The sequence below is a fragment of the Pseudomonas sp. ADAK18 genome (genome assembly GCF_012935695.1).
Lineage (GTDB): Bacteria > Pseudomonadota > Gammaproteobacteria > Pseudomonadales > Pseudomonadaceae > Aquipseudomonas.
Window position 1 is genome coordinate 20,343 of record NZ_CP052859.1, and the last position, 24,524, is coordinate 44,866.

At 59.6% G+C, this 24,524-nt stretch carries 15 protein-coding genes; 8 read left to right on the top strand and 7 right to left on the bottom strand.

The features are described 5' to 3' along the window. Positions 1–10 precede the first annotated feature (10 nt). The 6 genes from mmsB (at position 11) to HKK55_RS00120 (ending at position 13,424) form a co-directional block, all read left to right on the top strand. Positions 11–898: a 3-hydroxyisobutyrate dehydrogenase gene (gene mmsB / locus HKK55_RS00070; RefSeq protein WP_169352817.1), complete on the top strand. Its 888-nt coding sequence runs from the start codon at positions 11–13 to the stop codon at positions 896–898. 1,078 nt (positions 899–1,976) lie between these two features. Beyond that, positions 1,977–7,535: a BapA/Bap/LapF family large adhesin gene (locus HKK55_RS29185; protein ID WP_202020918.1), complete on the top strand. Its 5,559-nt coding sequence runs from the start codon at positions 1,977–1,979 to the stop codon at positions 7,533–7,535. A gap of 186 nt (positions 7,536–7,721) precedes the next feature. Continuing rightward, a complete protein-coding gene (locus HKK55_RS00105) occupies positions 7,722–9,119 on the top strand; it encodes a TolC family outer membrane protein (RefSeq protein ID WP_169352818.1) in 1,398 nt (465 codons plus the stop codon). Next, positions 9,116–11,299, top strand: a complete 2,184-nt coding sequence (locus tag HKK55_RS00110; RefSeq protein WP_169352819.1) for a type I secretion system permease/ATPase — start codon at positions 9,116–9,118, stop codon at positions 11,297–11,299. The genes HKK55_RS00105 and HKK55_RS00110 overlap by 4 nt, the downstream gene beginning before the upstream one ends. Positions 11,300–11,328: 29 nt before the next feature. Then, on the top strand, positions 11,329–12,516 hold the full coding sequence (locus tag HKK55_RS00115; protein WP_178128867.1) for an HlyD family efflux transporter periplasmic adaptor subunit: 1,188 nt from the start codon (positions 11,329–11,331) through the stop codon (positions 12,514–12,516). A 95-nt stretch (positions 12,517–12,611) separates the two neighbouring features. After that, positions 12,612–13,424 (top strand): S9 family peptidase, encoded by an 813-nt coding sequence (locus tag HKK55_RS00120; protein ID WP_237151304.1) that lies wholly within the window; start codon positions 12,612–12,614, stop codon positions 13,422–13,424. Positions 13,425–13,440: 16 nt separating this feature from the next. Here the strand turns inward: HKK55_RS00120 and murF are convergent, their stop codons facing one another. From murF to HKK55_RS00135, 3 genes are all read right to left on the bottom strand, one after another. Further along, a complete protein-coding gene (gene murF / locus HKK55_RS00125) occupies positions 13,441–16,320 on the bottom strand; it encodes a UDP-N-acetylmuramoyl-tripeptide--D-alanyl-D-alanine ligase (RefSeq protein WP_237151305.1) in 2,880 nt (959 codons plus the stop codon). A 411-nt stretch (positions 16,321–16,731) separates the two neighbouring features. Further along, on the bottom strand, positions 16,732–16,932 hold the full coding sequence (locus HKK55_RS00130) for a hypothetical protein (RefSeq protein ID WP_169357751.1): 201 nt from the start codon (positions 16,930–16,932) through the stop codon (positions 16,732–16,734). Between the two features lie 480 nt (positions 16,933–17,412). Then, positions 17,413–17,757 (bottom strand): cupin domain-containing protein, encoded by a 345-nt coding sequence (locus HKK55_RS00135; RefSeq protein ID WP_003212331.1) that lies wholly within the window; start codon positions 17,755–17,757, stop codon positions 17,413–17,415. Between the two features lie 356 nt (positions 17,758–18,113). Here HKK55_RS00135 and kynB point away from each other — a divergent pair, with 356 nt between their 5' ends. Together kynB and kynA are read left to right on the top strand one after the other, a co-directional pair. Then, positions 18,114–18,764, top strand: coding sequence for an arylformamidase (kynB, locus tag HKK55_RS00140; RefSeq protein WP_169352822.1), 651 nt, complete (start codon positions 18,114–18,116; stop codon positions 18,762–18,764). Then, the gene (gene kynA / locus HKK55_RS00145) at positions 18,761–19,618 is read left to right on the top strand and encodes a tryptophan 2,3-dioxygenase (RefSeq protein WP_169352823.1); all 858 of its coding nucleotides are present in this window, start codon (positions 18,761–18,763) and stop codon (positions 19,616–19,618) included. Before kynB ends, kynA begins: the two co-directional genes overlap by 4 nt. Before the next feature lie 158 nt (positions 19,619–19,776). On the opposite strand, the gene HKK55_RS00150 is transcribed toward kynA, so the two are convergent. The 4 genes from HKK55_RS00150 to antA all read right to left on the bottom strand — a co-directional run bounded on the left by HKK55_RS00150 (position 19,777) and on the right by antA (position 24,402). Continuing rightward, complete coding sequence (locus HKK55_RS00150; RefSeq protein WP_169352824.1) at positions 19,777–21,177, bottom strand: amino acid permease; 1,401 nt, start codon at positions 21,175–21,177, stop codon at positions 19,777–19,779. A 68-nt stretch (positions 21,178–21,245) separates the two neighbouring features. Next, positions 21,246–22,253 carry an anthranilate 1,2-dioxygenase electron transfer component AntC gene (gene antC / locus HKK55_RS00155; protein ID WP_169352825.1) on the bottom strand — a complete coding sequence of 336 codons (1,008 nt, stop codon included), beginning with the start codon at positions 22,251–22,253 and terminating at the stop codon, positions 21,246–21,248. A gap of 266 nt (positions 22,254–22,519) precedes the next feature. After that, positions 22,520–23,011: an anthranilate 1,2-dioxygenase small subunit gene (gene antB / locus HKK55_RS00160; protein ID WP_169352826.1), complete on the bottom strand. Its 492-nt coding sequence runs from the start codon at positions 23,009–23,011 to the stop codon at positions 22,520–22,522. Between the two features lie 2 nt (positions 23,012–23,013). Further along, a complete protein-coding gene (gene antA, locus HKK55_RS00165) occupies positions 23,014–24,402 on the bottom strand; it encodes an anthranilate 1,2-dioxygenase large subunit (RefSeq protein ID WP_169352827.1) in 1,389 nt (462 codons plus the stop codon). Positions 24,403–24,524 lie beyond the last annotated feature (122 nt).

The window sequence follows — 24,524 nt, forward strand, 5'->3', positions numbered from 1 at the left end:
GGAGACGACCATGAAGATTGCATTTATCGGCCTGGGCAACATGGGCGCGCCAATGGCGCGCAACCTGATCAAGGCCGGCCACGCGCTGAACCTGTTCGACCTCAACCAGACGGTGCTCAATGAGTTGGCCGAACTGGGCGGCACCATCAGCGCTTCACCGCGTGATGCCGCCCAAGGCGCGGAACTGGTGCTGACCATGCTCCCGGCGGCGGCCCATGTGCGTAGCGTGTGGCTTGGTGATGACGGCGTGCTCGCCGGCATCGGCAAAGGCGTACCGGCAGTGGATTGCAGCACCATCGACCCGCAAACCGCGCGTGATGTGGCTGCTGCTGCGGCTAAACACGGTGTGGCCATGGCCGATGCGCCGGTCTCGGGCGGCACCGGCGGTGCCCAGGCCGGTACACTGACTTTCATGGTCGGCGCTACCCCGGAACTGTTCGCCACCCTGCAACCGGTGCTGGCGCAGATGGGCCGCAACATCGTCCATTGCGGCGAAGTCGGCACCGGGCAAATCGCCAAGATCTGCAACAACCTGCTGCTGGGCATCACCATGGTCGGCGTCAGCGAAGCCATGGCCCTGGGCGATGCGCTGGGCATCGATACAAAGGTGCTGGCCGGGATCATCAACAGTTCAACGGGGCGTTGCTGGAGTTCCGACACCTACAACCCATGGCCGGGCATTATCGAGACGGCGCCGTCGTCTCGTGGCTATACCGGTGGTTTTGGTGCGGAACTGATGCTCAAGGATCTGGGGCTGGCCACAGAAGCTGCTCGTCAGGCGCACCAGCCGGTGATTCTCGGTGCCGTGGCGCAACAGTTGTATCAATCGATGAGTCAGCGTGGGGAAGGTGGTAAGGACTTCTCAGCAATCATCAACAGCTATCGCAAGCCCCAATAGGGGATTTTTCCGAGAACCCGCGTCGGGCGGGTTCTCGGGTTTTTGGTGCTGCAAGCAGGCCCGACGTTCCCTGAGTCTCCGTCGCACCTGTGCGATACGTTCAACGCCCTCCCCAGATCAGCGACAGCCGCCGTGCTTCTTGTGAGCCGCTGTTGTCTATAGCTGAACATTCCGAAAGAACTAAAAGCAGAGAACCTTGTCGCTTGTGATTTATATAGTGATTGCGGGATTGTATCGGGGTTGTATCACTAATTTACTATCTAGTTCGAAGTGCTTTGAGTGAATTGTTAAGGTACTGAAATAAAATATTACAAATACCCGATATGTCAGTGAAAACAGTGATTCTGTTCATTGGGTATGAGTTCAAGTAAATCAAAGGGCATGCCTCATTATCATCTTATGATAATGAGCGTGTGGGTTGTTTGACGCCGATGTGCCATGAGTTCACAGGCTAAACACTCGTATTTAGTGAGTGTTTATATGGCGTTTATTTTCCTCTTTGATGTTGAGTAGCACCCCGCTAGTATCGCCTTGGAGAGCGTAGGCACCCTTGTTGCGCCTCGATAATTACCCACTGGCTGGCTGTAATTTCTTCAAGTTGTGCAGGTGTGTCTGAGATGGTTGACGAATGGATACGTACATCAAGTCTTTCCGGGTTTTCGACCGAACAGGTTGTCAGGGCCAGGGAGTTCGATAGATCACAAATCCTTGCCCGTCGCCTCTGTTCATTACTTCACCTCTGGGCTCGTGGCCGGCCTGTTTCCATGGCCTCCCCGCAGTCCACGATCTCTCTGCATGACCTCATGATAATGGCGCAACGTACGACAAAAGCGCCATCACAATGCCCCTCAATCTTCACGCTTACGCCACGCTTTGGGGCCTCCACGCTTTGCACGCGAAGGGGGGGGCGCCTGCAACTGCGTGAAGAGACCGGTGTGGGCTGAAACTACTAATCCTTGGTTAGTCTTTCAATAACACGAATTAAAAGTTGAGTGCTCGGCGGTAATTCCCGCTGTGAGGTATTCGCTCGCGCTGAAATCTGTGTGTCCATGTTTATCGAAGAGAAAACGGGTGTGAGATGAAAAATATAACAATTGTCGATAAGGCAACAGGAGCGGCAACGGAACATACGTTTGGCAATGCCAGCCTGAAGGGCACAAGCATTGTCAAACTACCCGTTGGGCCTGAAAGCGTTCAGTCCTTTCAGCAGTCTGGCCAGAACTTGGTGGTAACTCTGAAGTCTGGAGAAATCGTCACTATTCAGAACTTTTTTGTGGTGGGTGCTGACGGTGCGGCTAACCAGTTGGTACTTGAAAGTGCCGATGGAACCTTGTTGTTAGGCAACTATTCCTCGCCCTATTCAGGTTTTACATTCAGCGAGATTTCCACACTCGACGATCTGGCCGCGGCAGGCATAGTGGCAGATAGCGCGGTACCGGACTGGGTACTCTGGGGCCTGGGCCTTCTCGCCGTGGGTGGTGCGGCGGCCGCAATCAGTGGCGGCGGTGGAGGTGGTGGCGGTGGCGGGAGCGTTACGACAGCACCGGGCGCGGCGACTGGTTTATCGGTCAGTGCCGACGGCAAGAGTGTCATCGGTAAAGGGCAACCGGGCACTACGGTGACCATCAAGGATGCTGCCGGCAATGTGGTTGGCTCCGGCCCTGTGGGCGCTGACGGTAACTTCCAGGTCAACCTGGATGTGCCGCGTACCAACGGCGAGACCCTGGAGGTCACCCTCAAGGACGCCCAGGGCAACCAGTCACCGCCCACTTCCGTGGTTGCAGGCGACACGACTGCGCCTGGCGCCCCCACCGGGTTGGCTGTTAGCGCTGATGGCGCCACCGTCAGCGGTAAGGGCGAGCCAGGTTCCACCGTCACGATCAAGGACGCCAACGGCAATGTGATCGGTACTGGCACTGTCGGTGCTGACGGTAACTTCCAGGTCCCGCTGGGCACGCCACAAACCAATGGCGAGACGCTGCAGGTCACTCTCAAAGATACCGCTGGCAATGAATCGCCGGCTGGCACCGTCAGCGCCGGCGACACAACCGCGCCTGCCGCACCGACAGGTTTGGCCGTCAGCGCGGACGGCACCACCGTCAGCGGCAAGGGCGAACCAGGTTCAACCGTCACGATCAAGGATGCCAACGGCGCCGCTGTCGGCACTGGCACCGTCGGTGCTGACGGTAACTTCCAGGTCACATTGGAAACGCCGCAGACCAATGGCGAAACCCTGCAGGCCACCCTCAAGGATTCGGCGGGCAATGAGTCACCGGCCAGCACCGTTGTTGCCGGTGACACAACCGCGCCTGACGCGCCGACCAATCTGGCCATCAGTGGCGACGGCACCACCGTCAGCGGCAAGGGCGAGCCAGGTTCCACCGTCACTATCAAGGACGTCAACGGCAATGTAATCGGCACTGGCGCGGTCGGGGCGGACGGTAATTTCCAGACTCCGCTCACCACGCCGGTGGCCGAAGGCGAAAGCCTGCAAGTCACACTTGGCGATGCCGCTGGCAATCAATCACAGCCAGGCAATCTGGTGGTCGCTGACATCGTGACACCGCTGGCGCCCACTAACCTGGCGGTCAGCGAAGACGGCGCGTCTCTTAGCGGTAATGGTGCGTCATCTCATGCTGTCACCATTCTCAACGATGCCAACGAGGTGGTCGGTACCGGCACGGTAAATGATGACGGGACCTTCGCAATCGTCCTGAATGCCTTGCATATCAATGGCGAAAGACTGAGGGTGTTCCTCAAGAATTTTGCCGGCAAAGAATCCCTTCCAGGCACTGCATTCGCGGCAGATGGCGTTGCGCCTGACGCGCCTACAAACCTGGCTGTCGGGGAAGACGGCAGCACGGTCACAGGCAAAGGCGAACCTGGGGCGATCGTTACCGTCAAGGATGCCGATGGCAACGTGATTGGCACAGGCACTGTGGGGGACGATGGCAATTTCGTCGTCACCTTGAGCACGCCTCAGGTCAACGGTGAAACGCTGGGAGTGACATTGAAGGATGCGGCGGGGAACGAGTCCGCTCCGACTACGGTAATTGCGCGCGACATTGATGATGGCGATGCTGACGCTGACGCTGACGCTGACGCTGACGCTGACGCCGACGCCGACGCCGACGCCGATGCCGATGCGGATGCCGATGCTGACGCGGATGCTGATGCTGATGCTGATGCTGATGCTGATGCTGATGCTGATGCGGATGCGGATGCGGATGCTGACGCCGACGCCGACGCTGATGCTGATGCTGATGCTGATGCGGATGCGGATGCGGATGCGGATGCGGATGCGGATGCTGACGCTGATGCTGATGCTGATGCTGATGCCGATGCCGATGCCGATGCCGATGCCGATGCCGACGCGGATGCTGACGCGGATGCTGACGCTGACGCTGATGCGGATGCGGATGCGGATGCCGATGCCGATGCTGATGCTGATGCTGATGCTGATGCTGACGCCGACGCCGACGCCGATGCTGATGCCGATGCCGACGCGGATGCTGACGCCGACGCTGATGCTGATGCTGATGCTGATGCTGATGCCGATGCCGATGCCGATGCCGATGCCGACGCGGATGCTGACGCCGATGCCGATGCCGATGCCGATGCCGATGCCGACGCGGATGCTGACGCTGACGCTGACGCTGATGCTGATGCTGATGCTGACGCTGACGCCGATGCGGATGCGGATGCGGATGCGGATGCGGATGCGGATGCTGACGCCGACGCCGACGCCGATGCCGACGCGGATGCTGACGCTGACGCTGACGCTGATGCGGATGCGGATGCCGATGCCGATGCCGACGCGGATGCTGACGCTGATGCTGATGCTGATGCTGATGCTGATGCCGATGCCGATGCCGATGCCGACGCGGATGCTGACGCTGATGCTGATGCGGATGCGGATGCCGATGCCGATGCCGATGCTGACGCTGACGCCGATGCTGATGCTGATGCTGATGCTGATGCTGATGCTGATGCTGATGCGGATGCGGATGCGGATGCGGATGCTGACGCCGACGCTGATGCTGATGCTGATGCTGATGCTGATGCTGATGCTGATGCGGACGCCGATGCGGACGCTGACGCCGATGCCGATGCCGATGCCGATGCCGATGCCGATGCTGACGCCGATGCTGATGCTGATGCTGATGCTGATGCTGATGCTGATGCTGATGCGGATGCGGATGCTGATGCTGATGCTGATGCGGATGCGGATGCTGATGCTGATGCGGATGCGGATGCGGATGCGGATGCGGATGCTGATGCGGACGCCGATGCTGACGCTGACGCCGATGCCGATGCCGATGCTGACGCTGACGCTGACGCCGATGCTGATGCTGATGCTGATGCTGATGCGGATGCGGATGCGGATGCGGATGCGGATGCCGACGCCGACGCCGATGCCGACGCCGACGCGGATGCTGACGCCGACGCCGACGCCGACGCCGACGCGGATGCCGACGCCGACGCGGATGCCGACGCCGACGCGGATGCCGACGCCGACGCGGATGCCGACGCCGACGCGGATGCCGACGCCGACGCCGATGCCGACCTCGACGCCTTCGACGATCTCGCCACCGCCGAAGTAACCATCAAACCCGTCACATCCAACACCGGCCTGGCCGATATGCGTGTCTTCACCCTGCTGGGTGTCGGCGGCATCGTCCTGGGCGATCACACCAAGACCCAGGAGTTCTCGGTCACCGAGGGTTCTTCAGGCACGCTGAACCTGGAGTTTGCCCAGGCGGATCTGGTCTCGCTGCTGGGTGGCGGTTTCAGTGCCATTCTTGAGGTGAGCGATGGTGCGGGCGGCTGGTTGCCGGTTCAACAAGGCAGCAACGGTTCGGGCTTGCTCGACCTGCTGGGCCTGTTCGGCCAAAGCACCACCGCTAAAATTGAAGGGCTGGAGGCTGGGCAATATCGCTTCACCCTCAAGCTGGATCCGGGCTTGGTCAGCATTGGTGCCGGGGCTACGGCCAAGTTGAGTGTCACCAACGAAAGCCAGACCGACTTCACCGGTGTAGCGGGTCCTGATGTCGTCGGCAACGTCATCACCGATCCAGGCTTTGAAGGCAAACCGGACGTTCCGGGTAATGGCGGACCGGTGAAGGTTCAGGTCGAAGTCGGCGGTGAGTTCGTCGATGCCGATGCCACCACCGGGACCGTGCTGCAGGGGCAATATGGTCAACTGACCATCTTCGCCAACGGCGCCTACAAGTACACACCGAATGGCGAAGTTGCCAACATCGGCAAAGTGGATGCCTTCGAGTATCACCTGGTCAATGGCGCAGGAGGCTCGGCGGCGGCAACCTTGTATGTGCGGATCGACAGCCCGAGTGTCGATGTCACCTGGAGCACCACCGATCCAGCGGCGCCAGGGGTGATCGCTACGGTCGCCAATGATGACCTGGGTACGGCGCAGATCGACATCGTCAACGTGGTAAGCGAAGCCGACTTGGCGGGCCTGACCTACAACCTGCCACTGATCGGTACAGGTACCGGGACCGGGGCAACGATTGTGGTTGCGGCAGACACCACCGCCAACCTGGGAATCAGCGTCAGCGCCACCGGCCTGTCGTTACTGCCAGACACCACGGTGAACCTGCAGAAGCTGATCGATGGCGTATGGACCACGCAGCAGACCACGACCCTGGCAACGCATACGTTCACCGGGCTGGATGCCGGTTCGTATCGACTGACCGCGTCGACCGGTTCAGTGCTGTCGCTGAGCGCGATCACGGTGGCCCAGAAACTGACCACCACCTTCCTGACCCAGTTCGTGGCCGGTGAGATGACCAATGCTACGGGCAACCTGCTGGGTGACAGCCTGTCCGGGCCGGATGTACTCGGTTCGCCGCTGACGGTTCTCAGTGTGCTGGTCAATGGGGTGTACGTGATTCCTGGTCAGACGGGGACGAAGGTCGACGGTGAACACGGGACATTGACCGTGTTTGCCGATGGCAAATACGTCTACACCCCGCATGCCGGGCTGGCGCTGGATGAGATTGGCCAGGTGGATAAATTCACCTACAAGCTCACCACGCCGACCGGTCAGGAAGACACGGCCGATGTGTACATCCGCATCGACTCGCCAGACCGCGACCTGGTCTGGGACGACGCGAATCCGGGTTCGCCCGCCACTGAAGGCGCCGGTTTTGCCGCTGCCAGCAGTGACGTGGTGGATCAGGCCGTATCGGGCGATGACAGTGCCGGTTCCGAAGGCAGTGCCGACGGTGACGCCAACGACCCTGTGGTGGTTGACGACACTGACTTCACCCACGTCGGCGGTGTTGCAGGGGCGGATGGGTTGCTGTGGGAGGGTGGTGATGCAGCCATCAACCTCACCGACCTGATCGGCAAAGTCAGCGGTGTGCAGAGCATCGACCTGAACGACGTCAGTGCGGTTGACCTGACCTTGAGCCTGGAAGACCTGGTGTCCATCACCGGCCCTGAGTCGGATCGTTTGATGATCCAGGGCGATGATCAAGACAGCGTGCACCTGACAGGCGACTGGTCTGCAGGCGTGACCCAGGTAGAGAACGGTCTGGAGTACGTGATCTACACCAGCCAGGAAGATGAGACCCATCAGCTCTGGGTACAAAGCGGCATCAGCGTGGTGTAACCACGCACCCGACGGCCGGGCCGCAAGGCCCGGTTTTCCTCACCAACGGTATTACAACGATGGGCCGTGACTGGCGTCAGTCACGGTCCGTGGTTGTACCCATCAGGTTTGATAACAAGTAGGGGACTTGAAGTGAGGCATAAGAGTCTGGCCAAACAGCTGTCTGCGGTTTGCGTTGCAGCGGCAATGACTGTGTTGGTATTTGAGCAGGTCATGGCCAAGTCGTTTATCGACGACGAAGAAAGCGTCAACATCATCAGCCCCAGTGACTTGGGCACGAATTTACCGGGTGGTTCTACGGGTGTCAGCGCACCGGTGGCACCGCAACGCGTCATACCGAAAAACATCGACCTGACACGGGCTATTCAGTTAGCCGTGGAGTGGCACCCGGCCATTTCCGAGGCGATCGGTCAGCTGTATCAGCAAAACGAGAACGTGAACATCGCCCGTTCCGGTTACTACCCGCAAGTGAGCGGCGGCTTCAATTCTGGCTACGACAGCGGCCTGAGCGGCAACGGCCAAAGCCGAGCCTTTTCATTGTCGGCGTCGCAGATGCTCTATGACTTTGGCAAGGTGTCCAGCTCGGTGGACAGCGCCCTGGCCCGGGTCAGTGGCAGCCAGGCGGCGGTCTTGCTGTCAATCGACCAAGTGACGCGTGATACCTCGTTTGCCATGATCGAATTACAGCGCTCGCAACTGTTGGTAACGCTCGCTCGCGAGCAGATCGACGGCATTTCGGCGATTGCAGAACTGGCAAAAAAGCGCAGTGACATGGGCGCCAGTACCCGTTCGGATCTGATCCAGGCACGCTCGCGGGTCGAGGCGTCGCAAGCGACGCAATTGCAATTCCAGGCGCAGTTCAATCGCTGGCGCAGCACCTTGAGCAGCTTGCTGGGGGCGCAGTCGCCGGTGAGCGTTTCGCCTGGTTTTCCGGCAAGCCTGGAGCAGTCTTGCCAGGGCGTGGTGCCCGATGAAGCGGTCACTCCGACGTTATTGATCGCCCAGGCGCAACGGGTTGATGCCTTGGCGCTGATCGCCCAGGCGCGGGCCGAAGCGCTGCCGACTGTATCGCTGGATCCGTCGGTGACCCACTACCTGGACAACAACGACGACAGCAACATCCCCGGCGGACGTGATCGGAACCGTTATGGCGTGTTCCTCAATGTGAAGATGCCGCTCTACCAGGGCGGTGCGATCACTGCGCGCAAGTCCGCCGCACAACAAGCCCTGCGTTCTGCCGAAGCGGCCAACGATGCCGCTCGTCTTGCTGTACGCCAAGGCCTGCTGGAGGCGCGGGATCAGATTTCCAGCCTGACTCAACGCCTGTCCACCCTGGATTTTCGTGAGCGCAGCATCTCCGAGACCCGCGACCTTTACCGTCAGCAGTACCTCGAACTGGGCACCCGGCCGCTGCTGGATTTGCTCAATGCCGAGCAGGAAATCCACCAGGCCCGCATGGACCGGGAAAACACCGCAGCTGACCTGCGCCGCCTGAAAATCGATTGCCTCTACAACACCGGCGGGTTGCGCACCGCGTTCCATCTAGATAACAGCACCTTGCAAGGTGTGGAGATTCGGCCATGAATGATGCCGTGATGCTTGAGGGCGACATGAGCGCAGTGGAAGCGGCACTCAAGCCGGTGCCTGGGTTCGATTACGAAGTGTGGCTGGAGGCGGTGCTGAGCATCGCACGGCATTACCGCCTGGAGTGTTCGGCGCAAAGTGTGAGGCTCGCCGCGCAGTGGACCGAAGGCGCTTCGGTGGAAGACGTGGTGCGGCAGATGGCCCGCCAGGCCGGATTGAATTGCGCGATCGCCGACTTCAGCGCCTCGACCCTGATGCAACGGCAACTGCCGATGATCCTGCAGTTCAGTGACGGCCAGGTTGGCGTCCTGGAAACCCTGGGCGATGGCGAACACGTCGGCATCGCCTACAGCGGCGACGGCGGTCTGCAAAGCCGTCTCAGCTATCAGGAGCTGCTCGACTCGGCGCGCAAGAGCGTGATTCTGCGGCCCATAAGTGCCGTGCGCGATACCCGCGTCGATGACTACATCAAACCCTATGAGAAGGACTGGTTCAAAGGCATCGTGCTGCGGGACATGCGGCCCTATGGCTATGTGATGCTGGCGTCACTGGTGACCAGCGTGCTCGGGCTGGCCGGGGTGCTGTTTTCCATGCAGGTCTACGACCGGGTGATTCCGGCCGAGTCGATGCCCACCCTGTATGTGTTGTTCGGCGGCGTGATGCTGGCGCTGGTGTTCGATTTCATCATGCGCATCACCCGCGTGCGCATCACCGACATGCTCGGCAAACGAGCGGACATGCGCGTGTCCGACCTGGTGTTCGGGCATGCCATTCGCCTGCGCAACAGCGCCCGGCCGAAGTCCACCGGCTCGTTCATTTCCCAGCTCAAGGAGCTGGAGCAACTGCGTGAACTGATCACCTCCAGCACGGCTACGGCCTTGGCGGACTTGCCGTTTTTCCTGCTGTTCCTGGTGATTTACTGGTTGATCGCCGGGCCCTTGGTCGCGGTGCCGCTGGTGGCGGTGCTGTTCCTGGTGGTGCCGGGTTTGTTGTCGCAGAAAAAGCTCGCGGCGCTGGCCAGCCAATCGATGCGCGAAAGCTCGTTGCGCAGTGCCATGTTGGTGGAGACCATCCAGGGCCTCGACGATATCAAGGCACTCCAGGCCGAGCAGCGCTTCCAGCACCAATGGAATCACTACAACGCCACCTGCGGCGACGCCAGCCTGCGCCTGCGCATGTTGACCAACAAGCTGGTGGCCTGGACCAACAACGTGCAAGGCTCAGTGTTTGCCGTGGTGGTGGTGTTCGGCGCACCGATGGTCATGGCCAGTGACATGACCACGGGTAGCCTGGTGGCGGCCTCGATTCTGGCCTCACGCATGATGGCGCCGATGTCGCAGATCACCCAAGTGCTGACCCGCTGGCAGCAGGCCAAGGTGGCTCTGCAAAGCCTGAACCGGATCATGGAGTTGCCGGTGGACCATGCCGAAGGCAGCAAACGCGTGCACTTGCCGGTGGTGCGCGGTCACTACGTCCTCAACCAGGCGGCATTCCAGTATTCTGACGATGCGCCGGTGCCGGCCTTGCTCGTAGCGGATTTGCAGATCCAACCGGGTGAGCGCATCGCCATTCTCGGCCGTAACGGTGCGGGCAAATCCACCTTGCTGCAGGCGTTGGCCGGCATGCTCGACCTGAAGAGCGGCAGCGTCAGCCTCGACGGGGTTGCCCTGGGCCATATCGACCCGGCGGACGTGCGCCGGGATGTCGGCCTGATGACGCAAAACTCGCGTCTGTTCCACGGCACCCTGCGGGATAACCTGATCATGGGCGCGCCCCACGCGTCCGATCAGGAGATTCTCCAGGCGCTGGTGCTGACCGGTGCGGCGGACTTTATCGGCAAGTTCGCCGACGGCATGGACCACCTGATTCTGGAAGGTGGCCTCGGGCTTTCGGGCGGGCAGCGCCAATCCTTGCTGTTGTCGCGCTTGATCATCCGCCAACCGCATATCGTTCTGCTGGACGAACCCACCGCCTCTCTGGATGAAGCGACCGAACGCCAATTGATCCACAACCTGGACAAATGGGCGGCCCACCGCACGCTGATCATCGCCACCCACCGCATGAGTGTGTTGAGCCTGGTGAACCGGATCATCGTGGTCGACAACGGGCAGATCCTGGTCGATGACACCAAGGACAATGCGATCGCCCGGCTTTCCAAACCCAAGGGGAAGAATCAGTGAAGACCCATGAGCGCAAAAGAATCCCCCTGCTGGGCCTTGAAGACGAGGGCGCCCAACACTACAACGACGGCATTGATGACAACACGGTGGTGCGCTCGACGCGGGTGGTCTTCTGGGTGTTTGCCCTGTTGATCGCATTTGGCGCTTGGGCTTACTTCTTTGAGGTGGATGAAGTCTCCACGGGCAGTGGCAAGGTAATTCCGACCTCCCGTGAGCAGATCATTCAGTCCTTGGAAGGCGGCATCGTCACCGAGTTGAACGTGGCGGAGGGCGATATCGTCAAGAATGGCCAGACCCTGGCAAAGCTCGACCCGACCAAGACCGAATCCAACTTCGATGAAAGTGCCTCCAAATACCGAGCATCCCTGGCCAGCGTCGCGCGTTTGCAGGCGGAGGTAGACAGCAAAGCCCTGGTATTCCCTGCCGCACTGCAACACCATCCCGCGCTGATCCGTGCCGAAACCGACTTGTTCAACACCCGGCGCAGAGGGCTGGAAGACGCTCAGGCTGGCGTGCGTTCATCACTGGGGTTGGTGCGCAGCGAGTTGGAAATTACCGAGAACCTGGCCAAGGTTGGCGCCGCCAGCAATGTTGAGGTCTTGCGTCTCAAACGCCAGAAAGCCGAGCTGGAATTGAAGCTGACCCAGGCCCGCTCCGATTACATGGTGCGTGCCGGTGAGGATCTGGCCAAGGCCAATGCCGACGTCGAGACACTGTCCTCGATCATGCGCGGTCGTTCGGATTCTGTGACCCGCTTGACCTTGCGCTCGCCGGTTCGCGGTATCGTCAAAGGTATCGAAGTCACCACCATTGGCGGGATCATCCCCCCGAATGGGCGCTTGATGCAGATCGTTCCCCTGGACGAACAACTGCTGATCGAGGCGCGTATTTCGCCGCGGGACATCGCCTTTATCCATCCCGACCAAGTGGCCAAGGTCAAGATCACGGCCTACGACTACGCGATTTATGGCGGTATGGACGGCAAGGTGGTGACCATCTCGCCCGACACCATCCAGGACGAAGTCAAACCTGAGGTGTTCTACTACCGGGTGTTTATCCGCACCGACGCCGACACCTTGAAGAACAAGGCCGGCAAGTCGTTCTCCATCGTGCCGGGGATGATCGCCTCGGTGGATATCAGGACTGGCCAGAAAACCGTTCTCGACTACCTGATCAAACCCATGAACCGCGCGCGCGAAGCGTTGCGCGAGCGCTAGCAGAGGGCCGGCGGGTGGGGAAAATTCTCAGGTTTTTAGTGTTCGGGTTGGGGCTTGTCGCTGCGCCTTGCGTGCTGGCGCTCGACGACAGCTCGATGCCGTTACTGTGGAACACGCCTGCCGACAAGGCCACCTGCAATGATCCGGATTCGGCATTGTGGGTCGAGTTTGCCCAGGATGAGGATTGCATTCGCTATTTCGCCGGGGCTTCCCTTGATCATGCGCCGGTGGTGATCGTGATGTTCCATGGTGATCGAAACATCGAGATGCACCGGGCGCCCGAGGCGATCCGTGGCAACACCTTGGCTGCCAAGGTGCAGCAGGCAAAAGCACTGAGCAAACGAGCTGGCGTACCGCTGGTGATCGTCGCGCGGCCTGGCACCTATGGCTCCAGCGGCAATCATGGACAGCGGCGTCAGGCCCGGGAATTCATTGCGCTGAATGGCGCACTGGATGAGCTGCGTGAACGCTACGGCATCGGTCAGTTTGTTTTGTTGGGCCACAGCGGTGGCGCCACAGTGGCGGCTGCGTTGTTGACCCTGGGGCGCGACGATGTGAAATGCGCAGTGATGACCTCCGGCGCGTTCGCCCTGGTGCAGCGTGCGCAGATGATCCGCCAGAACAAAGGCCTGCCTTCCAGGCCGGGGCGCGATACCAATGGATTACTCCACCCCTACGATCCTGGCCAGCACATCGACGGCATTGTTGCGGCGCCCAAACGGCAGTTGTTCGTCGTGGGTAACATCGACGATCAGGTTGCGCCGTTCGTGTTGCAGGAAGGTTTTTTTAGGGCGCTGATTAAGGCGGGGCACCAGGCGCAGTTGATCAAGGCGGATGCCGTGGCACCTGCGTTTCATCAACTGCGCAATGATATCGGGCTCAAGACGGCGGCCAGTTGCGCGAAGTAAAATTGGCCTTGGTGGGTTACCCGGCCAGCACTGCTTGCTCAGTCGTCCTCAACCACTCGCACAACTGTGACAATCCAGTCCCTCCCGAGCTTTTCACCAGCACCCAATCCCCTGGGTGAAACCACTGCGCCGGGTTCTGCATCAAGGCCTGGTTCAGTGCCTTGGCGTTCTCGAACCACTGGACCGACAGCTCTGCGCGCAACTCGAGGTACAGCGCGTGCATCAACGGGCCGCACAACAGCACATGGCGTGGAGCTGCCATGCGCAGTGGTGTGGCCAGCTCCAGGTGATAACGCTGGGTGTCCGGACCGAGTTCCAGCATATCCCCCAATACCAGCACCCGGTGCCGCGAGGTCACGGGAAGATCGGCCATGGATTGCAGCGCCGCGGCCATGGAGCCGGGGTTGGCGTTGTAGGCATCGTTGATCAACTGGAAATGACCACCCGCGCACTGGATCTGCATAACATTGCCACGCCCTTCAACGGGTTCGAACCCGGTCAGGACTTCGAGCGCCTGGCAAGCTTCCAGGCCCGCCGCGAACAACGAAGCCAGCACCGCCAGCGCGTTGAGTACCATGTGCCGGCCACGGGCTCGGAGGGTGAAGTTGAGTGCCTCTGGGCCTCGTTGCGCCTGGACGTAAACCAGATCCGATTCGCTGCGCCAATCCAGAAGGCGCAGATCTGCATCAGCGTGTTCGCCATAACTGACCACCTGAAGGCGCGCGGTTTCTGCTGCCTGGGCGAACAGCTCGTAATACGGCATGTCCCGGCTGAGCACCGCGTGGCCTCCCGGTGCCATGGAGCGGAAGATCGCGCTTTTCTTGCGGGCCAGGTTCTCCAGCGTGCCGTGGTACTCCAGGTGCGCGGGGGCCAGGCCGGTGACGATAGCGATGTGTGGGCGCACCAGTTCCGAGTTGATGGGCATCCGTCCAACGGCCATTTCCAGGACCCAGAGCTTCGCCTCTGGGGGCATGCTCGCCAGGTTCCAGGCAATGCCGTGAGGCAGGTTGGCGTTGGCCTCGGTTTGCCCGACCTCGCCCCAGTGTTTCAAGGCATGGGTGAGCATGGCCACCACCGTGGTTTTGCCAAAGCTGCCGGTCACGCCGAATACCTGTCCGCTAAAGTGCTGTCGGGCGTGCCTGCCCAGCTGCAACATTGCTTCGCTGGTGTCGGCGACTTGCAGCACCGGCAAGCCACTGTTCAGATAGGGCGTCGGGTCCACACACAGGAACGCTGAGGGCCGCCGTTCAGGCGTGGCCTGTGCCCAACGCAAGGCCGATTGCACCTCATTCGGGCCGACCTTGGTGGGGTGGCGGCTGAGCATGCGCCCTGGCTTGAAGAATTGCATGGAGGGCGTCAAACCCGCGGCTCGCCAGTCCGATGGGGGCTGCTGGGCCCACGTTCCCTGTGTTACATGCGCCAGGGTCGTGGCGTCCCAGGTCCAGTCGGATGTGGCTTGCGTCGGTGGAGGCAGGCTCACTTGCGGCGCACCGTCCAGCAGGTATCGGTGATAGGCAATCAGCCCGGAAAGGTAGTGCTCGACGTCGTCGATGCGCACCCGGAACGCGTGATGCCGAATGAAGAACGCGCCGGCGATGCGTGCCGGGTTGGCGAAATACATCGCCATCTCCGGCCAGAAATAACCGTTGAGCAGGTAACGGGCGCGATGATGCAAGGCCCGATAGAACGCGTGCAGATCAATGTCCTGGAGCAGGTGCTGTACAGATGGCTGTTGTGCGATCCGTTCCAGCATTTGCTGCGCGGCCATCATCAATTCGAGCAAAGTAGGGAAGGTGGTAATGCGCTGCTGGACGAAACCCAGGTAGCCCGCGACGTTGTTCAGGCCGAAGCGGAAGTATTTTTCGTCGGGGCGATAGCGCGTCAACTCGTTCACGCAGTAGCTGAGCCAGTGATCGTGCTCGCGCCAGTGCTCTTTGCCGATGAAGTAATCGAAGGCCTTTTCCACGACGTTGAGCCAGCGTTCATTGCGGGTCAGCCCATAGAGGCGCATCAGCCCGAACGCGGCCTCACCGTCGTAATAGATGATGCGAAACGGCTCTTTGACGCTCAAATCCTGGGCATGCAATACGTGTACGAAAGCGCCGGTGTCGGGGGCCTGCATCCAGGCCATACCGTTGGCGAGGGCTTCCAGCAGCGGCAGGTACTGGCGGGTGCCGGTCACTTCGCTGTACTTGACCAGGGCCAGCAGGCACACCGCGTTGCCGCCCAGCTTGATCTCGTTGCCGGTGTCCACCAGGAAGGCGGCCACGCTGCCGTTGGGCAGCAGGTTGGGCCTGATCAGCGTCTGGGTCAGGTAGTCCAGTGACCGTTGAATCGCAGCCTTCAACGTCTCGTCACCGTTCAATGCCCATGCCTCGATCATCGCGTACGTGCTGCTGGCGTGGCGTAGGGTGTTGTAGTTTTTGATCGGTCGGTCGAAGCAGGGAAAGTAGCCGTAGACGAACTGGCCGCTGTCCTGCATCTGTTCCCCCAGATACGTGGCAGCGGTGCAGATGGGCAGCCTGACGTCGTCAGGTTCCAGGGCGGCCAGGGTACGCCAGCCGAGTTCTGCCGCGTTGCTGTTGAGCCGGTGGGCCACGCCGTCCTCGGCACAAAACACGCCCGCCGTGTCGAACAGATAAATTGTGGTGTCGGGTTGCAACGTGCTTACTGCATTCAGCGCCGCCGGTCCTGAAAATCGGCGTTTGGCGTAGACGGAAAAATTCCCGGCATTGAAGCTCGCATGCGCAATATTGTTGCCGCCGTAGAGGATTGCGTTGGCGTTCAGCTCTTGTTCGGTGAGGGCTATTTGCAGGGTCCTGTCGAACGCAATGCCCCGCCTGAAGTAATTGCGCTTGTGGCGCTTGAGGCGCTCATTGAATCCTTCCCAGCTCATAGGTGTCACGTTGATCGCACGTTCGACGCGAATCCACGTACGTTCGGGTTTATTAACCGACGGTATTAAGCGCTGATCATGGATTCGCTGGAGTTCATTTACCCCTGTTTCCCATGCCTTTTCGAAGTTGTTGGCAGTGACGTGAAAAACATGCCCACGTTTTGTGCTGTCGCTGATCGAGAGAAATAAGGTGCAGGGTTTTTCCGTATCCGATGAGACAGCCAACTCATCGGTGTATTTACTCAGGAGAGCATAACAAGCGAGCAATTGCTGTTTCACAGGCATGGGATGTCCGTTAATAAAATTACTTGAGGGCGGGTACGTACTTATAGTTGAATGACCCGTCAATAAAAGACAAGGGCGGATTTATGTCTAATGTTAGAATGTGAGAATATTAGTCCATGTTATATATCAGGAACAGGTGGGTGAATCTTCGCGCGTCGGCTCTATTGCGACGGGGTTGATTTGCCTCTCATATTGTTGGAGGTGGTCTCTGATCAGTTTGCGAATAACCTGAGAAATAGTAAGGTCAACTTCCTCCGACAGGGTCTCTAACCTTTGTTTGGTTGGGGAGTCGATGAGTATGGTCAGGCGCGTAGTTTTTTCAGACATTTTCTTGATCCTTCTGTAAAGCGCGGGCTCGACTGCCGCGTGCAGCAACTGCATGGTGAAGTGGTGAATACTTGACGCAAACCAATAGCGTTGTAATTCGGTTTGTTGAAAGTCTAATTCAAACACTTGGTGTTTTCTACGGAGGCGAGGAGAACGTTGTCATACTGTGAAGTTGGCCACCTTTCCCCAGCCTTTTATTATCATTTGGTTATAATCATATGAAACTCTTGTATTAACTAGGCTTCAAGAAAATTATACGAAAAGGAAAGTGATGTCAAAAGGCAATACTATCTAGCACTAAAGTAGTGGTGGGCGCCTTATGATTAATTTGTTAAAACGTTATTTTCATTGATCATAGGATTCTGCACGAACACTAATCATAAAATATCTTGTCACAAAGTAACAGTTGCTTATCTGAAGACGCAATGATTTTTGGCACGAAAAAGGGGCCTGGCGGCCCCTTTTCATGGAAGGTCTGTCTCAGGCAAAAACGAAGTACTTGCGCACGGTCTCGACCACCTCCCAAGTGCCTTTCATGCCGGGCTCGACCACAAAAATATCACCGGCCCTCAAGTGAATCGGCTCCAGGCCGTCCGGGGTAATCACGCAGTAGCCTTCCTGAAAGTGGCAGTACTCCCATTTCACATATTCCACCCGCCATTTGCCCGGGGTACAGATCCAGGTGCCCATGATCTTGCTGCCGTCTTCGCTGGTATAGGCGTTGAGGTTGACGGTGTGCGGATCGCCTTCGAGTTTTTCCCATTTGCAGGCATCCAGTACCGGCAGGGGGTGGGTGTCGCGCAGAACAGTAATCGGCTTGGACATGGTGACTCCGAGGCAAGGAAACAGAAGTCGAACCCTATAGCGGCGGGCTGTTTGCCGGTGGTCTGAACTCGACATCGGGATGCCCAGAAACGCAGGCGTTTACACATCGTTAAATCGCCGCTAATTCCTGTGGGAGCCGGGCTTGCCCGCGATGGCGGAGTGTCAGGCCAAGGAGATGCAAGCTGTGCCGGCCTCATCGCGGGCAAGCCCGGCTCCACAGGGTGAAACTTCCATTCAGCAATCGGCCATTTCTTCGCAGTAAGTGCGAAAGACTTCCTGATTTGCGCTGGAATTCGCAAGAATATTTATGGCTGGCCCTCGTATCATTCTCCCTAGGAACGACCGAGAGCCTTGTGATGAATCCAATAAAAACGTGGTGGGACATCAGCCCGCCCTTGAGTGCCGCGACCCCGACCTGGCCCGGTGATACGCCGTTTCAGGAAGAGCGGGTCTGGCAGTTTGGCCCGGAGTGCCCGGTGAATGTCGGGCGTATCACGCTGTCACCCCACACCGGCGCCCATGTCGATGCGCCGCTGCACTACAGCGCAGACGGCGCGCCGATTGGTGAGGTTTCGCTGGATGTGTACCTCGGCCCGTGTCGGGTGCTGCATTGCCTGGACAGTGGCGCACTGGTGCAGGCGCATCAGTTGGAAGGGCGCCTGGAGAATCTGCCGGAACGCGTCCTGCTGCGGACCTATCAACAGGCCCCGCTGGCCACCTGGGATGAGCATTTCACCGCCGTCGCGACAGAAACCGTCGAGTTGTTGGCCGGCCTTGGCGTGCGCTTGATCGGTATCGATACGCCGTCCCTGGACCCGCAACAATCCAAGACCATGGATGCCCACAACGCGGTTGCCCGTCATGGCATGGCGATTCTCGAAGGCATTGTCCTCGACGACGTGCCCGAGGGCGATTACGAGTTGATCGCGCTGCCGCTGCGTTTCGCCAACCTCGATGCCAGCCCGGTGCGGGCTATTCTGCGTCCGCTCAAGGAGTCCACGCGATGAGCCAATGTCCTTTCTCTCCCGACTATCAACCCCCGGAAGAATGGCATGACGCCGAGCTGAATTTTTCCGAGTCCATGAGCTACGGCGACTACCTGGACCTGGGCAAAGTGCTCAGCGCCCAGCACCCGCTGTCGCCGGACCACAACGAGATGTTGTTCATCATCCAGCATCAGACCTCGGAGCTGTGGATGAAGCTGATGCTCCACGAACTCAAGGCCGCCCGTGAACACGTGCGCCAGGGTGAGTTGGCGCCAGCGTTCAAGATGCTGGCGCGGGTGTCGCGGATCTTTGATCAACTGGTGCATGCCTGGGCAGTGCTGGCGACCATGACGCCGTCGGAGTACAAGGCGATCCGCCCGTACCTGGGGCAGTCGTCCGGGTTCCAGTCGTTCCAGTACCGTGAAATCGAATTCATCCTCGGCAATAAGAGCCCAGCGCTGCTGCGGCCCCACGCCCATCGCCCGGAGTTGTTGAAGGAGCTGCAAGTGGCGATTGCCACGCCGTCGCTGTATGACGAAGCGATCAACCTGATGGCCAAGGCGGGTCTGACCATCGACCCGAAACGTGCCGAGCGCGACCCGACGGCGGCCACGGTTCACGATGATTCCGTGGAGGCAGCGTGGCGCGAGGTTTATCGCGATCCGAGCCGTTATTGGGACCTGTACCAACTGGCCGAGAAGTTTATCGACCTGGAAGATTCGTTCCGCCAATGGCGCTTCCGCCACGTCACCACGGTGGAGCGGATCATCGGCTTCCAGCCAGGTACCGGCGGCACCGAAGGCGTGGGTTACCTGCGCAAGATGCTCGATACCGTACTGTTTCCGGAGCTGTGGCGGGTACGTTCTTCGTTGTAATCCGGTCCCAAAAAAGCCCCGGCACTCACTGAGTGCCGGGGCTTTCTATTTGGAATGCAATCAACTGTGGGAGCTGGCTTGCCTGCGATGACGGACTATCTGGCAGCTCATCAGTGCTTGACCCACCGCTATCGCAGGTAAGCCTGCTCCCACAAGGTTTAGCGTACGATCACGGCCTTGGCGTTGTTCATACGCACCCGATATGCCACATAGATAATCCCTACCCACACCGGTATCGCATACACCGACGCCCGCACACCTGGAATCGCGAGCATCACGCAGATGATCATCAGCATGAACGCCAGGCACAAGTAGTTGCTGAACGGGAACCAGAAGGTCTTGAACGACGGCACCAGGCCTTGCTCGCCCATGGCCTTGCGGAACTTGATGTGGGTCAGGCTGATCAGCGCCCAGTTGATCATCAACGAGGCAACCACCAGCGCGAACAACAGCTCCAGCGCATCGTGCGGCGCGACGTAGTTGATTACCACGCACAGCAGCGTCACCAGTGCCGAAATCCCCAGGGCCCGCAGAGGCACGCCTTGCTTGTTCAGCTTCAACAGCGCTTTGGGCGCATCGCCTTGTTCCGCCAGGCCGAACAACATGCGGCTGTTGCAGTACACGCCGCTGTTGTACACCGACAGCGCGGCGGTCAGCACCACGAAGTTGAGGATGTGCGCGGCGGTGTCGTTACCGATCAGCGAGAAGATCTGCACGAATGGGCTGCCGCTGTAGGCATCGCCGGACGCGCCGAGGGTTTGCAGCAGTTGGTCCCATGGGTACAACGACAGCAGCACGGTTAGTGCGCCGACGTAGAAAATCAGGATCCGGTACACCACCTGGTTGATCGCCTTGGGGATCACCTTGCGCGGCTCGCTGGCCTCGGCGGCAGTGATACCCACCAGCTCCAGGCCGCCGAACGAGAACATGATGAAGGCCATGGACATCAACAGCCCCATGCCGCCATTGGGGAAGAAACCGCCGTGGTCCCACAGGTTGCTCACCGAGGCTTGCGGGCCGCCGGTGCCGCTGAACAGCAAGTAGCAGCCCAGCAGGATCATGCCGATGATCGCCACCACCTTGATGATCGCGAACCAGAACTCGGTCTCGCCGAAGAACTTCACGTTCAGGGTATTGATCAGGTTGACCGCGATGAAGAACACCACGGCGCTGGCCCAGGTCGGAATTTCCGGCCACCAGAACTGGATGTACTTGCCGACCGCCGTCAGCTCGGCCATGCCCACCAGCACATACAGCACCCAGTAGTTCCAGCCCGCCAGAAAGCCCGCGTAACTGCCCCAGTACTTGTGGGCAAAGTGGCTGAAGGAACCTGCCACTGGCTCTTCAACAATCATCTCGCCGAGCTGGCGCATGATCAGGAAGGCAATGAACCCGGCAATCGCATAGCCGAGGATCATCGACGGCCCCGCCGACTTGAGTACCCCGGCCGAACCGAGGAACAAGCCCGTACCAATCGCCCCACCCAGGGCAATCAGTTGAATATGCCGGTTCTTCAGGCCGCGCTTGAGGCCCACCGGGTTAACCATGTCATCCGCCATTCACGTTCCCTTCTACTTGTTTTTTTCAGGGTTGATTGCACGCCGAACCAGCCCCCACTGCTGAGGGGTCAGATATTACTCTCGGTAAACTTTTCGTAATACAGTGAAACGCCATCAAGTCCCTGATCCAGCAGCCAGTTTTTGATGGATTCGACCATCGGCGGCGGACCGCAGACGTACATATCCGCCGAACTGTCCCGCAGTTCGGCCAAATCGAAATGTTCGGTCAAGTAGCCGCACTTGCCGCTCCAATCGGGAGTGGGATCACTCAACACCTCGGTGTAGCGAAACCCCGGGATTTTTTCAGCATAGGCGCCAATGCGCGCGGTCTCACACAAATCAGCCGCGCCACGGACGCCGTAATACAAGTGCACCGGCTGCTCGCAACCACGTTCGGCAAGCTCATCCAGCATGCCCAGCAGTGCCGACAACCCGGTACCGCCGGCCACCAATACCAACGGTTTGGCCACATGGCGCAGGTAGAACGCGCCCAGCGGAGCCTCCAGCAACAACTCATCGCCTACCTGGCAGCGCTCTCGGATGTAGTTGCTCATCACACCGTCCGGCAGCAGACGGATCAGGAACTGCAACTGATTGCCCGGGCGATTGGCGAAAGAGTAGGAGCGCCGGCTGTCGGTACCGGGAATAGACAGGCGGGCGTATTGGCCCGGCAGGAAGTCCAGCGACTGGTCCAGTTGCAGATACAGGATCGCGGTGCTGCTCGAGACCTGCTGCACCTGGCTGACCGTGCTGCGAATCTGCACCGGCCCCGGCGCGTTACACAGGCTGGAATCAAAATCGAAGTAAAACGCCGCGTCGGATGTGACCCGGGTTTGGCAACTGAGCATTTTGCGTTGTTGCAGGTCAACGCTGGAGAGGGCTTCCTCGTCGACGTAATCCTGGCTGTAGTCGCCGGATTCGCAGCGACCCTGGCAGGTGCCGCAGACCCCTTCGCGGCAATCCAGAGGGATCTTGATGCCGTTGCGCAAGGCCGCATCCAGCAGGATTTCATGGGCGCCGATGGGGAAAAACAGGGTTTTGCCGTCGGCAAAACTGAAGGCCACTTTGTGATTCATCCGCAGTGCTCCGCGTATATAGGGTTGATGGCTGACGAGTCGCGATGAGCGGGCGCAGGACCTGTGGCGAGCGGGCTTGTTGTGGTTGTGGCGAGCGGGCTTGCCCGCGTTGGGCTGCGTAGCAGTCCTAATAAGGTCATCACGGTGCATCCGGCAGATATGGTGCGACAGATTTCAGGGCCGCTTCGCGCCCCAACGCGGGCAAGCCCGCTCGCTACAGCAAGCCCCATAGCCACAACAAGCCCCCTCGCCACAAAGCTCGCGCGTCAGAGGTGATAAAAATCCAGCACCGAGTTGATGGTGTCGTTGAGCAGCAACGCATGCTTGCGGGTGATCAACCAGCTGTCGCCATCGGGTTTCAAGGTGTAGGTGGCGTTTCCGTAGAACTGCTCCGAAGTGGCTAACCGATAGAACAGCGTGTGCCAGTTCAGCCGTACTTCCAGCATCCCGTCTGCCTGCTCGGCGATACGCACGTTATTGATCAGGTGCAGGGTGCGCGGCATCGGCGTGGCGGAGGCGGCCTTGCCGGTGCGCAGGCGGAACACCCGGTCTTCCAGGCCCGAACGGTTGGCGTAGTAGATCAGCGACATCTCGCGCTTGGGGTCACGGGTGTAGACGTGCTCCGAGTCCCATTGCGGCAGGTGGAATTCACTCTGCGGGTCGAACAGCTGCACATAGGCGTCCCAGTCCTGGGCATCGCACAGTTCGGATTTGCGGTAGAAAAACTGCTCGATCCGGTATTGCAGTTGCGCATTCATCATCACACCTCACGCAGTTTCAAGGATTGGGCGTCGAGACCGTCCAGCAGGAACTTCTGCCAGTTGCGGTGCTGGTTGACGTACAGCCCTTCGTGGGTGAATTCGGTGCCGGTCATGGCCGGCTGGATGCCGATAGCTTCGCTGTTACGGGTCGGGCCGGTTTCCCAGCGGTGGCTGCCGCGAGAGATGTCGCTCCAACGTTCCAGGCGGCCCTGGAAACCACGTTGGGCTTCGCGAAACTCCACCAGATCGTCGGGTGTACCCATGCCGGAAACGTTGAAGAAGTCTTCGAACTGGCGAATACGGTTTTCCCGGTCGGCGTCGGACTCGTTTTTCACCCCCAGGCACTGGCTGATGATCTCGGTCTTGTTCCACGCTATCGGGCGGATGATCCGCAGCTGCGAGCTGATCTGGTCGAGGAAAAACAGGCTCGGGTAGATGTTCAGGTTGCGCAGGCGATGCATCATCCATTCGGCCTTGTCCTGGCCGTGTTCTTCCACCAGGCGCGGCATGATGGTGGCGTAGCCGGAGCGCACCGACGGGTTGGGCATATCGCTGAACAGCACGCTGTGGCCGTTGTTGAAGGCGAACCAGCCGTCATCGGTATTGGCGTCGCCGGCCCCGAGTTTGCTGTAGTCCAGGGTCGTACCTGTACCTGCACCGTTCTCGGTGTTGACCTGCTGGCGATGTTGCACCGTGGCCACGTAGTTATAGTGCACGGTGCTGACGTGGTAGCCATCCAGGCCATTTTCGTTCTGCAGTTTCCAGTTGCCGTCGTAGGTGTAGGCCGACTTGCCAGGCAGCACTTCCAGCTCGCCGGTGGCGGACTGGGCGACCATCATGTCGAAGAACACTTTGGCGTCGCCGAGGAAGTCTTCCAGGCTATTGGTGCCGTTGACGTCGAGGCTGATGAAGACAAACCCCTTGTAGCTCTCGATCCGCGCCTTTTTCAGGCCGCGAGTCGCCTTGTCGAAACCTTCCGGATATTCCCCCGGCGCCTTGACCTTCACCAACCGGCCATCGCTTTTGTAGCACCAGGCGTGGAACGGGCAGGTGAAGGTGGACTGGTTGCCCTTGCCGACCCGGGTCAAGGTGGTGCCGCGATGCTGGCAGGCGTTGATCAACGCATTGAGCTGGCCTTCGCCGTCGCGGGTGATGATCATCGGTTGGCGCCCGGCGCGCATCGTCACGAAGTCGTGGTTGTTGGCCAGTTCGCTTTCATGACAGGCGTAGATCCAGTTCTTTTCGAAGATCAGCTCCATCTCCAGATCAAACAGTTCTGGCTCAGTGAACATGTCCCGGGCGATGCGGAATACTTGGTCTGCCGGACGAAAATCCAGGCAGCTTTCAATAAAGGTTTTCCACTGTTCGACGCTTCTTGCACCACTCATGGGAGGCACCTTGTTGTGTGGCTAATCGGTGGTCCATTAGAGGCAGCTGCACAGGGGATGGGCTATCCGCTTAGTGGGGGAAGGTGGGCCGAATAATTGAATGCGGTGAGTCACAACTACCC